Origin of the sequence: Vibrio sp. OPT46 (assembly GCF_015163535.1) — a bacterium.
GTDB lineage: Bacteria > Pseudomonadota > Gammaproteobacteria > Enterobacterales > Vibrionaceae > Vibrio > Vibrio alginolyticus.
The window spans coordinates 43,876-57,482 of sequence record NZ_JADDYG010000264.1; the positions used below are offsets into that span (position 1 = coordinate 43,876).

Genomic DNA, 13,607 nt, shown 5'->3' on the forward strand with positions numbered 1-13,607 from the left:
TTGACGGAAATGGGCATTACTGGGCTTCATTACAACCCTCTAAATGACAGCTACAAACTCGGTCGTAATGTAGATGTAAACTACATCGTTCATACTAAAAAATACTGAACGCTATTAAGTTAAAAAATGAGTTTTGTGATTGACATTTTTTAAAGAAAATGAATCGGAAGCGGTAGCACAAAGTTGCCGCTTTTTTTGTCTTTTTATGGCTAAAATTCGTGCTCTAGATTCCATTTTGACCAAGCCATTTTTCGTAGATAAAAACGGCCAAAGATCAAGGAAAATATTTTTGCATGCGGTTATTTCTAAACCGATCTCGAAACCGTACTTTTAACCATTCAAGTCTGCCCTTTTCTCATCGGTTAGTGTTCACTTACTGATTTTTTTCATTTTGTCAGTTATCCACAAGTCATCCCCGAACTGTACCTTGATAAATCAGTGTAATAGCACTATCTTGTAACCCGCAAACAAATGAACCCCTATATGTTGTGTTTAAGCGACAATATATAGATAGACTTTGATCACAAAGCCGCCGCAAGCTTTACTCATATTGCACATAAACAAACAAAAATACGGCTTTTATCAGTTTTCTTAGGGAAATAAAGCAGAATGAACCAACAACTTACCGTCACCAAGCGTGATGGCCGTAAAGAAAGTATCGATCTGGATAAAATCCACCGCGTTATCACTTGGGCTGCAGAAGGTCTAGATAATGTTTCGGTTTCTCAAGTAGAACTTCGCGCTCACATCCAGTTTTACGACGGCATCACAACGACAGATATTCACGAGACAATCATCAAGTCTGCGGCAGACCTGATCTCTGAAGAGACTCCGGATTACCAATACCTAGCTGCTCGCCTAGCGGTATTCCATCTGCGTAAAAAAGCGTATGGCCAATACGAGCCACCAACGCTTTATGATCACGTGTCTCGCCTCGTCGATATGGGTAAGTACGATCAACATATTCTAGAAGACTACACAAAAGCAGAACTCGACGAACTTGATGCGTACCTCGACCATAAACGCGACCTAAACTTCTCATACGCGGCAGTTAAGCAGCTAGAGGGTAAGTACTTCGTACAGAACCGTGTTACGGGCCAAATTTACGAAAGTGCTCAGTTCTTATACATCCTTGTAGCAGCGTGCTTATTTGCGAAATATCCAAAAGCGACACGTCTTGATTACATCAAACGTTTCTACGATGCGACATCGACATTTAAGATTTCTCTACCTACGCCAATTATGTCTGGCGTGCGTACCCCTACTCGCCAGTTCAGCTCATGTGTTCTGATCGAGTGTGGAGACAGTCTTGATTCTATTAACGCAACAGCAAGCTCAATTGTTCGTTATGTATCTCAGCGCGCTGGTATTGGTATCAACGCAGGTCGTATCCGTGCATTAGGCTCAGAGATTCGCGGTGGTGAAGCATTCCACACTGGTTGTATTCCGTTCTACAAGTACTTCCAAACAGCAGTAAAATGTTGTTCACAAGGTGGTGTACGTGGTGGCGCAGCTACTGTGTTCTACCCAATGTGGCACGGTGAAGCACGCTCACTAATGGTACTTAAGAACAACCGTGGTGTTGAAGAAAACCGTGTTCGTCACATGGACTACGGTGTTCAGTTAAACAAACTGATGTACCAACGTTTAGTTGAAGGCGGCAATATTACGCTATTCTCACCATCTGATGTACCTGGTCTGTACGACGCATTCTTCGAAAACCAAGAAGAGTTTGAGCGTCTATACGTGAAGTACGAGAACGATCCTTCAATCAAGAAAGAAACGGTTAAAGCGATTGAAATGTTCACTCTGCTAATGCAAGAGCGTGCATCAACGGGTCGTATCTACATCCAGAACGTGGACCACTGTAATACTCACAGCCCATTTGATTCTGAAGTCGCTCCAGTTCGTCAGTCGAACCTATGTTTAGAAATCGCACTGCCAACGAAACCATTAACTAACGTTGAAGATGACTCAGGCGAGATCGCACTGTGTACGCTTTCTGCATTCAACTTAGGTGCTATCAAGTCTCTAGATGATTTCGAAGAGCTATCCGATCTTGTTGTTCGTGCGTTAGATGCACTGCTTGATTACCAAGATTACCCTCTACCAGCGGCATACAAATCGACTATGAACCGTCGTACGCTAGGTGTTGGTGTGATTAACTTTGCTTACTACTTAGCGAAGAATGGCGTGAAATACTCTGACGGTAGCGCGAACGGCCTAACTCACCGTACGTTCGAAGCAATGCAGTACTACCTATTGAAAGCATCTGTAGCACTGGCGAAAGAACAAGGTAAGTGTCCTTCATTCGACGAGACGAACTACGCGAAAGGCTTACTGCCGATTGATACGTATAAGAAAGATATCGACCTAATTTGTGACGAAGCGCTGCACTACGACTGGGACAGCCTACGTAAAGAAATTATGGAGCACGGCCTACGTAACTCAACACTGACTGCACTAATGCCTTCTGAGACTTCTTCTCAGATTTCAAACGCAACTAACGGTATTGAGCCACCACGTGGTTACGTTTCAGTAAAAGCTTCGAAAGACGGTATCCTGAAGCAAGTTGTACCAGAGTTCACAGAACTTAAAGACAGCTATGAACTGCTTTGGAATATCGGTTCGAACGACGGTTATCTGCACCTTGTGGGTATTATGCAGAAGTTTGTTGACCAAGCTATCTCTGCTAATACTAACTACGACCCGTCACGTTACGAGACTGGCAAGGTTCCAATGAAGAAACTACTTCAAGACCTGCTAACAGCGTATAAGTTTGGTGTGAAAACGCTTTACTACCACAACACTCGTGATGGCGCGAAAGATGAACAGAAAGACGCTGTTCAACCACAAGATGACGATTGTGCTGGCGGCGGTTGTAAGATTTAATCTTCCCGTACCTAGCGAACCCGTAAAGACAGACTATCGATAACCTCCCCCTTACGGGGAGGTTTAAAAGGAATTGAGGCATTATGGCTTACAGTACTTTTAACCAAAAAAAGAATGACCAATTGAAGGAACCAATGTTCCTAGGTCAATCAGTAAACGTTGCACGTTACGACCAACAAAAGTTTGAGATTTTCGAAAAACTTATCGAGAAACAACTTTCTTTCTTCTGGCGTCCAGAAGAAGTAGACGTATCTAGCGACCGTATCGATTACAACAAACTGCCAGATCACGAGAAGCACATCTTCATCTCTAACTTGAAGTACCAAACGCTTCTTGACTCTATCCAAGGCCGCAGCCCTAACGTGGCACTGCTGCCGCTTGTGTCTCTACCAGAACTAGAGACTTGGATTGAGACTTGGTCTTTCTCTGAAACGATTCACTCTCGTTCTTACACACACATTATTCGTAACATCGTGAACGACCCTGCTGTAGTGTTTGATGATATCGTTGAGAACGAGCACATTCTGAAGCGTGCAAAAGACATCGCGCACTACTACGACGATTTGATTCAAGCGACGAATGATTACCATCGCTACGGTGAAGGTGAGCATGTCCTTAACGGTGAAACGGTTAAGGTTAGTCTGTACGATCTTAAGAAGAAGCTGTACATCTGTCTGATGTCTGTTAACGCATTAGAAGCTATTCGTTTTTACGTAAGTTTCGCATGTTCTTTCGCTTTCGCAGAACGCGAACTAATGGAAGGTAACGCGAAAATCATCAAGCTGATCGCTCGTGACGAAGCACTTCACTTAAATGGCACGCAGCACATGATCAACCTGCTACGTAACGGTCAAGATGACTTCACTTTCATGCAAATCGCAGAAGAGGCAAAACAGGACTGTTTTGACCTATTCAAAGAAGCGGCTGAGCAAGAAAAAGAGTGGGCAGAGTATCTATTCAAAGATGGCTCTATGATCGGTCTAAACAAAGACATCCTAAGCCAATACGTTGAATACATCACAAATATTCGTATGCAAGCGGTAGGTCTACCAGCAGCGTATCCAGAAGCAACAACTAACCCAATTCCATGGATTAACGCTTGGTTGTCTTCAGATAACGTTCAAGTTGCGCCTCAAGAAGCAGAAATCTCTTCTTACCTTGTGGGTCAAATTGACAATGAAGTTCGCGCAGATGACTTCGAAGGATTCGAGCTGTAATGGCAACACTCAAAATCAACAAACTGATCAGCATTGAATCCAACCCTTCCAATACGATTTTGGAAACAATGGAGCAAGCTGGCCTATTACCAGAATACAACTGCCGTGATGGGCACTGCGGCGCCTGTCGCTGCAAATTGGAGTCTGGTGAAGTGGAGTATGTTGGTTTTGCCATGGCTTACACACAAAGTGATGAAATATTACCTTGTATCTGTAAAGCAAAATCAGATTTGTCACTTAGCGGCGTTAACTACGCGATGAAAGAAAAGCAGCGCGCATAACGTTGACTCGACGGTATAAAATGCAAAAGCCAAGGTAATCACCTTGGCTTTTTTGTCTCTGTGTTTTGTCTCTCAGACTACTGTATAGAGCTTTGGTTATAAAGCACTGCTCGGGAGGTGCATCTCTTTAACTTTCTCTAAAAATGCATAATGCGCAAACATCGGTTTACGTTCTAGGTAGCGACGCAACAAGTCTAGTGCTGCCGTGCTGATCACTTTAACTTGATCATTGCGCTGATACTTTTTCGAGAGTTTATATAATGCTCCCCACTCGCCTGACGGTGTCGATAAAGCGACGGAAAAAACACCCTCTTCAATATGGCCAGTAACGAGTGATAAATCCGTCCCACACTTCTCTCGCGTAGCGCCAGCCAGAGCAAACGTCTCTGCTAATGGATCTCCGCTGTTGGCCATCGCTTGAGTCAGGCTCGGTAGTATCCAACCATGCCCTAGTTGCTTTTCAGCGTTTTCATCGCCGTTTAGCCAGTACGTTAAGTATCCTCCGCTACTTTTTTCGGAGGTCGACACCGTTAGTCCTTTATCGACCAACAACTGGCCGACATTTTCAACCATAGGTAAGTCAATACTAACGGTATTACTCTCAAGGTGTTTATTAATTATCTGTACTAGTTTCAAACGCTGTTCAATCTGATCTGAAGGACCAAAAAGTTTCACTTCAATAAAAGGCAAGTAAGAGCGATACCCTAGCTCATAGCCTTGAGGAAGTTTTAGCTGATCTAGCTTATCTGAAATACCGGATTCAGATAGACCAAACGTGTAGATTCGACTACAACATGAACCTTGAACATCGGGAAACACTCTTCTCAGATCGGGAAGAATTTGCGTCTCTGCCATGAGCTTAAATTCACTTGGTACACCCGGTGTGAAATAAAAAATGGCATCATTAATCAGCATTTTGAAACCGCAAGCAGTGCCTATCGGGTTGTCCAATATCTCTGCCGTTTCTGGCAGCATTGCTTGCTTTAAATTACTGTCCGGCATAGGGATGCCACGTCGAGCATACAAACTTTCTAGATGCTGCAACCACTCTTTGAATAGCACCAGTTTACAATCGGCGGCTCTCGCGGCGGCGGCAGCACTCATGTCATCCGTTGTAGGGCCTAAACCACCATTAACAATAACCACATCGTTGTTAAAGCTGAGCATTAAAAACTCTTCAACCAAACTCGATAGGCTATCACCAACCGTTGAGCGCTTTGTTAAGCCAAATCCATGTTGATAAAACAGGCTAGACAACCATGCCGCATTAGTATCAACAATATCACCGTGGAGGACTTCCTCACCAGTACTAAGCATTGCTATTTTCACAACTGACTCCTGAACGTAAGCACAATCCTATTTTCGTTATAGCGCTTATTTTTCTTTTTATTTGGACAAATCTCGCCGAGGTTTGTTGGGACTAAATAAGGGTCAAGTGTTTAAATGATTGATGTTTTGAGGGATAATTACGAGCCCGAACATACACCATTAACTCGGAGACCTTTGTGTCAAAATCATCCATGTTCAAGACGACTCTAACAGGCCTTTGCTTGGCTTCGTCAGCGCTTGCGCACGCAAGTCACTATGACCTAAGCCGTCATACAGAGTTTTCTTACACACCTGATTGCTTGTCAGGTTACTGCGAAACGACGACTCTGTACACCTTCGAGGCTCAAAATCGCGGTGTTATGTATGAACAGAATAATGATGATTCGCTAAACCTTGACGCAGGGCTTCAGCCTAAACATCTCATCATCCCTCAAGATAAAGACTGGGATTACCTGATGGGTCAAACCTACACCATTCTAGGTCTCAGTATCGCGACCGTAGGCATGATGACTTTTCTTCCAGAAAGTATCACCAAATGGGACGAAGAAGACCGAGACATGAGTAAGTTGGGGCAAAAGTGGAAAGATAATGTCTCTGACGGCCCCGTTTGGGATCGCGATGAACATGTCCTCAACTACATCATGCACCCATATTTTGGCGGCGTTTACTACACGGCAGCACGTCACGCTGGCTATAATGAATTTCAGTCGTTTTTGTACTCCGCAACTATGTCGACGTTCTTTTGGGAGTATGGCGTGGAGGCGTTCGCAGAAGTACCATCTTGGCAGGATATTTTTATCACACCATTCTTTGGTGCTGTTGTTGGTGAAATGATGTTAACGGCTGAGCAAGACATTATTGCAAACGGCGGCGAAGTTATGGGCTCTGAAACCGCAGGTGATGTTTCGCTCTTCTTCTTAAACCCTGTTGGACATATTCATTATTGGGTAACTGATGCATGGGGCGGTAGTGCAGAACTACAATTCAATTCATCACCTTGGTTTGGAAACCAAGATGTTGCAAAATTCGCCATGGACGCAGGCGCAAACTATGACAGTCAATTTTATGGTGTCGAGTTAAAAGTAACCTTCTAATCCTAAGTTGATACTCGGTAAAAAGCAGCCTTACGATGGCTGCTTTTTTGTGCTCTGAACATTGTTTTAATTATTTGCATCACGAATTAGTGTTAAAAATTGACTTTCATCAAACATTACCCGCCCTTAGCACCTACACTAAATAAAAGGATTTATTCCAATAACTTAAGTAGCACGTTTATTCGTACTGCGTCCAAACCTTGATTCCAGGAGGGGACATTATGAACACCGTATTTATTGTTAATTTTGTCGGACAAGCGTCACCCGCCACGATTAAAGAGCTCGCTGCAATCACACACGAAAACGGCGGGAAATGGCTGATCAGCAAAGTAAACTTTATCGAAGACCAAGTTGCAGGTGTCATCAAAGTAGAGCTTCCAAGAGAAAATGCCGACATCGTTAAACAGGCGTTCTCTTCTTGTCAGACTCTTGTTGTTAGGTTCGTCGACTCTGAACCTCATTCATATCGTGAAGACACTATCTTCCAACTTCGTTTAGATGCCAACGATAGAGCGGGTATTGTGAATGAAATTACTCACGTTCTCGATAATCAAGGTATCTCAATTTTAGATATGGATTGTCAGCGTGTATTCATTGCTGGAGGCGGAGGGGTAAGCTCTAGCTTATTCAGCGCTAAAATGGCGATAAAACTACCTAGCGAGCTAGAAATTGAAGACATAGCCAATGAGTTAGAATCTCTGAGTGAAGACACTCGTGTAATTGTAGAAAGCTAACTGCATACCTTTAACGCTTCCCCAATAAAAAGAGCAGCAATTCAGCTGCTCTTTGTCGTTCTAATACTCAATACGTTTTATTTCACTGACCACTGAGACAGTGAACGTTTGAAATCAGAGTAGTCAAATTCATTCAGTTTTTGAATGTCACCATTCGAGCGTTCACAGTAGACCGACGGCATACGTAGACCGTTAAACCAGTTCAGTTTCACCATGGTGTAACCGGCACTATCTAGAATATGCAGACGCTGTCCTATCTCTAGAGGCTGTTCGAAGTTCGCCACGCAGAACTGGTCACCAGCCAAACAAGAGCACGAGCCGATCACATACTCGTGTTCACCATTTTCAGATGCTTCAAGAATTGACGCTGGCTCATTGTAGATCAACGTATCTAAGCGGTGAGCTTCTGTGGCTGAATCGACAATCGCCGTCTTCTTTACGTTCTCAACGATATCAACCACAGTGACCACTAGGTCAGTCGTCTTGGTAATGATCGCTTCGCCCGGTTCTAGGTACATTTGCACGCCGTGTTTTTCAGCAAACGCTTTCAGCGCTAGGCCAAGCTTTTCGATGTCATAACCCGGCCATGTGAAGAACACGCCGCCACCCATGCTTACCCAGTCCAGCTTATCTAGGTACTCGCCAAACTGAGCTGAAATAGCATCGAGTAAACCGATAAACGCATCCACGTCTTTGTTCTCACAGTTCATGTGGAACATTACGCCATCAATACCATCAAAAATTTCCGGTTTGATGTGATCAGCCTGAACACCAAGACGAGAGAATTGACGCGCTGGGTTTGCTAAGTCTTGCCCTGCATAGCTCACACCAGGGTTCAGGCGCAAGCCAATCGATGCTTTACCTTCGACAATATGACGATAAGCCGCTAGCTGTGACTGAGAGTTAAAGATCATCTTGTCAGAGATGTCCGCCACATCGCGAACGTCATCTTCGCTGTAACCCACGCTGTATGCGTGTGTCTCACCACCAAACGTTTCGTAGCCAAGCTTCACTTCAAACGGGCCAGAACTTGTTGTTCCGTCTAGGTAAGGCTTGATGATGTCGAATACACCCCATGTTGAGAAGCACTTCAGTGCTAATACAAGCTTCACACCAGAGATGTCTTTTAGCTGTTTTGCTTTCTCTAGGTTCTCAATCAGCTTGTCTTCATTGATCATGAAGTATGGCGTTTTTAGTTCGTTTTGTTGCATTTTGATACCTTACGTCCCTTCGCCTTAGCAAAGGCACTATAAAATCGAACAAAGCCGACGCAAGTGCATCGGCTTAAACGTACAAATAAGAGTCGCTAAATTCTTACTTCAATTTATGGATAACAGGTTGTCCTGGCTCCAGTTCTTGAACATGCCAATCTAGACCAATAGATGGCATGGTTTCTAGGAATGGGTCTGGATCTAGTTGTTCCATGTTGAACACGCCTTTGTCTGCCCACTTGCCACGGAAGAACTGCAAAGCCGCAGTGATCGCTGGTACGCCAGTGGTGTATGAGATAGCTTGGTGTTCAACATCTTCGTATGCGACTTCGTGATCAGCGTTGTTGTAAATAAATACACTGCGCTCTTTACCATCTTTCTTACCTTGAACCCAAGTACCGATACACGTTAGGCCAGTGTAGCCTGGTGCGAGTGATGTTGGATCTGGTAGTAGTGCTTTTAGCACGTGCAAAGGTTGAACAACCGTACCGTCGTGAAGCGTTAGTGGATCTGGGCTGAGTAGACCGATGTCGCGCATAACATTGAAGTAGTTTAGGTAACGGTCACCAAAGCCCATCCAGAATTCGATGCGTTTCGCCGGGATGAACTCTTGCATAGATCGAACTTCGTCGTGCGCCATTGAGTACACTTTGTGTGAACCACAATTCGGGAATTCAAACTCAAGCATACGTGAGTGACAAGGTACTTGTTTCCACTCGCCGTTTTCCCAGTAGAACGAATCGCCTTGAATCTCAAGCATGTTCGTTTCTGGATCAAAGTTAGTTGCGAACTTCTTACCGTGGTCGCCTGCGTTTACATCCATTACGTCGATAGTATCGATTTCATCGAACAGATACTTCACTGCGTATGCGGCAAACACCGATACTACGCCCGGATCGAAACCAGCACCAAGAATACCTGTAATGCCCGCTTCTTCAAACTTCTCACGGTAACCCCACTGCCAATCGTAAGCTTGAGGTACTTGTTGGCCTTCAGAGCACAAATCAACCGCAACAGATGTATCAAGGTATGACACTTTAGCTTGGTAACATGCTTCCATAATAGACATGTTCACCCAAGGAGGACCTGCGTTGATCACTAAGTCAGGTTGTACTTCTTTAATTAAAGCAACTAAAGAATCTACGTCGTCCGCGTTTACCGCTCGCGCTTCTAATTTCTTAGTTGAATCTTTCAGATTGTTTTTCTTCTGAATCGATTCGATGATTTTCTCACACTTACCTACGGTACGTGATGCGATTGTGATATCACCCAGAACGTCGTTGTTTTGTGCTGCTTTATGTGCAACTACCCAGCCAACGCCGCCTGCACCAATCTGTAGAATTGCCATAGTTTTCCGTTACCTTTGTTAAACTAGCTCTGCCGCTAGCGTATTGATTTTTGAGAGCAAAGATTCAAAGTCCGCCGTCGTCAGACACGGGTTCAAAATCGTAAATTTCAATGCAGTTTTATCGTCGACAATGGTTTCACCCAATACCGCGATACCGCGTGTTAACGCTTCTAAGCGCAACGTTTTGTTCAGTTCATCAAGCTCCGCTGATTCATTTGTCGCGCGGAACAGAACCGTAGATAGTGATGGTTCAGCCAACAACTCAAAGTGTTTGTTATCTCGAATCATGTCCGCCACTTCAAGCGTCTGTTCAAGCAAATGATCATACATATCGCCTAGGGCTTTTGGCCCTACGCTTTGCATCGTCATAAACACTTTGAGCGCATCAAAACGCTTAGTTGTCGCAATAGACTTATCCACCAAGTTCGGTAGTTCGTCGTGTTCGCGGTTCAAATAGTCTGCATGGTGAAGCAGGAATTTAAAGTTAGACTTGTCATTTACCAATAGCGCACCACAACTGATGGTTTGGTAAAACAGCTTATGGAAGTCTACGCTGATGGAATGTGCACGCTCACAACCTTTCAGACGCGCTTTTTGGCTACTTAGAATCAGAGCTCCACCGTATGCACCGTCGACGTGCATCCACATGTCATGTTTCGCTGCGATATCGGCGATAAAGTCTAAGTCATCAATAGCACCGTGGTCCGTTGTACCCGCTGTACCAACAATGGCAAATGGGATCAAACCTTCTGCTTTGGCCTGATTGAGAACTTCGTCTAACTTAGTGACATCCATCGTTCCATCGGCATTAGCATCGACGGTCATGACCGCTTTTTCACCCAATCCCATCCAAGACGCTGATTTTTGAACCGTGAAGTGGGATTTTTTCGAACATACAATACGTAGCTTGTCTGCGTATTCAGGAAGGCCAAGCTTTTGAATTGAGTGTGCACTGAGTTTGTCAGCAATCCAATCTCGCGCAAGCATCAAACCCATTTGGTTACTTTGCGTGCCGCCGCTCGTGAAGATACCGTCCGCTTTTTCACCTAACTCATATTTATCGCATAGCCAGTTCACAACTTTCTGTTCAACATAAGTCGCTGATGAAGCTTGATCCCATGAGTCCATCGACTGGTTCAAAGCCGCAATCATTGCCTCTGCCGCAATCGCTGGCATCAACGGTGGAGTATGCAGGTGAGCAATACAATCTGGATGTTGAGTAAAAATTGCGTTTTTCGCGACCAGATCAGCAGCATCGTCGATAACGGATTTAAGAGGCGCATTTCCATTATCAAGATCAACGTCGTGAATCGCTGCTTCCAATGCTTTTGGATCCATACCTGAATACGGTGCAGTCACTTGTTCAAACACTGACTTCATTGCCGTAGTAGTGTGATTCATCACCGAAGCAAATTCATTGCTGCCCATCTCTCCAGTGTGGATGAAATGCTTCTTCCATTCATCTTGTGGCTGAGTTTCGATGTGACTACCGCCAGCGGCTAAAATCGCGTCTTCAAATACACGTAAAGCAAAGTCGATTTGTTCAAACGAGATGATAAGAGGAGGAAGGAAACGAATTACTGCGCCTTCGCGTCCACCTTTCTCAACGATCAAGCCACGCTCGAGTGCTGCGCGTTGAATAGACAGTGTGAGTTCACTATCCGCTTGAGGTTCACCAAATTTATTGAGTTCACCGTTTGGAGTTTTAATCTCAACGCCTAGCATCAAACCTTTCCCACGAACCTCTGCGATACAGTTCACACGCTTTTGAATACTCTCAAGGCCGTAACGCAGGTACTGACCCGCAATATTGGCATGCTCAACAAGGTTATCACGCTGGATAATTTCTAATGCTTTCGCACCAGAGACCATAGCTAGCTGGTTACCACGAAATGTACCTGTGTGCTCGCCCGGCTTCCATGTATCATGTTGCTTGTTGATAACCAATAGCGACATTGGTAAGCCACCACCAATTGCTTTTGATAAACACAGAATATCTGGAACAATGCCCGACTCTTCGAACGCGAAATTGTAGCCAGTTTTACCAACACCACACTGGATCTCATCGAAGATCAGTAAGATACCGTGCTGATCACAAATACGACGTAACTCTCGTAGCCAGAATGCTGGCGCAGGAACAACACCACCCTCACCTTGCACTGGCTCCACGATAATCGCGGCAGGCTTCATAATGCCTGACTCATCATCGTTTAAAAGACGATCGATATAGCGAATACTTGCTTTCGCACCTTCATCACCGCTAAGCCCAAAAGGACAACGCAGGTTGTATGGGAAAGGCATAAAGTGCACATCCGACATCAAACCAGTTCGACGCGCTTTCGTGCCTAAGTTACCCATCATCCCCATCGTACCATTAGTCATACCATGGTATGCGCCACGGAAGGCAAACATAGTGTTGCGACCGGTAGTCTGTTTCGCGAGCTTGATAGCAGCTTCAACCGCATCAGCTCCAGACGGGCCACAAAATTGGATAACGCTGTTCTCGCTTAACTCTTGAGGAAGAAAAGACTTAACAGATTGAATAAACGTCGTTTTTGCTGATGTTGCAATATCTAGCGTCTGATATGGCAGTCCTGAATCTAATTGCTCTTTCAGCGCTTGGTTTATTTCAGGATGGTTATACCCCAAAGCTAGAGTGCCTGCCCCCGCAAGGCAGTCTAGAAAGATCTGTCCACGCGTATCTTCAACCAAGCACCCAAAGGCTTGTTTAATTGCGATCGGCAAACGACGTGGATAAGAACGTACTTCAGATTCATGCTCAGCCTGATCAATCAATACTTGATCTGGCGTTAAGTCATACGTTCCCTCAACGATAGGAACCTGAGACGAAAAAATGTTTGCGATATTGCTATCGACTTCAAAGGCAGTGCTCATACTACATAATCCCTTGAATTATAATAATTCTGTATCCTGTATTAATAATCATTAGAATGAAATTACAGGAGGTGTGAATACCCCTCCGCATTTGTCAGTGCATAAATGACAAATACAGATCATCCGCCACGATACTCGCGACTTTATATGTAAAAGGGATTAATCAAGGTTCTGTAATGCACCCGTTTTGTAAAACAGGACATTTCGGCAGTATGAAGCTGATTAGTGTGTGTTTATTCAAAGGTTTCAATGTTGGGTTTCCCATTAATATGCCGCGTTTACAGCATTAGTATCCCGTCTATCGACAAAAGGCTTTGCCGATACCTACCCTACGCAGTGTCACAATCAGCTTGAATGGTCACTACGCGTATCCCCCAGAGATCAAACGTTGTTAATTACGCTCCGAGATTGCGCGCGAATTTATCACAAAATAAAATCTTCTGGCAACGATTTTTCATATTAGTAACAGTGATGTAAATCACAACAAAACATACCCCATCGTAACTCGCATGTTCATATTCATGAGCTATGCTTTTCTGCTTCTCTCAAACAGCTGTTATTTAAACAAATATTCTTGAGATATCATCACCTCATCCAACAGAGGTT

Annotated in this window: 9 protein-coding genes; 5 read left to right on the forward strand and 4 right to left on the reverse strand. The window is 44.3% G+C overall.

Going from position 1 to position 13,607, the window contains the following annotated elements; genetic code table 11:
• Positions 1-609: 609 nt before the first annotated feature.
• From nrdA to yfaE, 3 genes are all read left to right on the forward strand, one after another.
• Entirely contained in the window at positions 610-2,892 is a 2,283-nt protein-coding gene (gene nrdA / locus IQR33_RS12485) for a class 1a ribonucleoside-diphosphate reductase subunit alpha (RefSeq protein ID WP_005376819.1), read from the forward strand.
• An 83-nt stretch (positions 2,893-2,975) separates the two neighbouring features.
• Positions 2,976-4,109 (forward strand): class Ia ribonucleoside-diphosphate reductase subunit beta, encoded by a 1,134-nt coding sequence (gene nrdB / locus IQR33_RS12490; protein WP_005376818.1) that lies wholly within the window; start codon positions 2,976-2,978, stop codon positions 4,107-4,109.
• Positions 4,109-4,390, forward strand: coding sequence for a class I ribonucleotide reductase maintenance protein YfaE (gene yfaE / locus IQR33_RS12495; protein ID WP_005376817.1), 282 nt, complete (start codon positions 4,109-4,111; stop codon positions 4,388-4,390). The genes nrdB and yfaE overlap by 1 nt, the downstream gene beginning before the upstream one ends.
• A 96-nt stretch (positions 4,391-4,486) precedes the next feature.
• Here the strand turns inward: yfaE and IQR33_RS12500 are convergent, their stop codons facing one another.
• A complete protein-coding gene (locus IQR33_RS12500) occupies positions 4,487-5,719 on the reverse strand; it encodes a CinA family nicotinamide mononucleotide deamidase-related protein (protein ID WP_047103272.1) in 1,233 nt (410 codons plus the stop codon).
• Positions 5,720-5,910: 191 nt separating this feature from the next.
• Between IQR33_RS12500 and IQR33_RS12505 the strand changes: the two genes are divergently transcribed.
• The gene (locus tag IQR33_RS12505; protein WP_005376815.1) at positions 5,911-6,813 is read left to right on the forward strand and encodes a DUF3943 domain-containing protein; all 903 of its coding nucleotides are present in this window, start codon (positions 5,911-5,913) and stop codon (positions 6,811-6,813) included.
• A gap of 221 nt (positions 6,814-7,034) precedes the next feature.
• Positions 7,035-7,547 (forward strand): glycine cleavage system protein R, encoded by a 513-nt coding sequence (locus tag IQR33_RS12510; RefSeq protein WP_005376814.1) that lies wholly within the window; start codon positions 7,035-7,037, stop codon positions 7,545-7,547.
• A gap of 77 nt (positions 7,548-7,624) precedes the next feature.
• On the opposite strand, the gene nspC is transcribed toward IQR33_RS12510, so the two are convergent.
• The 3 genes from nspC to IQR33_RS12525 all read right to left on the reverse strand — a co-directional run bounded on the left by nspC (position 7,625) and on the right by IQR33_RS12525 (position 13,001).
• Positions 7,625-8,758: a carboxynorspermidine decarboxylase gene (gene nspC, locus IQR33_RS12515; protein WP_053306579.1), complete on the reverse strand. Its 1,134-nt coding sequence runs from the start codon at positions 8,756-8,758 to the stop codon at positions 7,625-7,627.
• Between the two features lie 103 nt (positions 8,759-8,861).
• A complete protein-coding gene (locus IQR33_RS12520) occupies positions 8,862-10,106 on the reverse strand; it encodes a carboxynorspermidine synthase (RefSeq protein ID WP_193838086.1) in 1,245 nt (414 codons plus the stop codon).
• 18 nt (positions 10,107-10,124) lie between these two features.
• Entirely contained in the window at positions 10,125-13,001 is a 2,877-nt protein-coding gene (locus IQR33_RS12525; RefSeq protein ID WP_193838087.1) for a pyridoxal phosphate-dependent class III aminotransferase, read from the reverse strand.
• Positions 13,002-13,607 lie beyond the last annotated feature (606 nt).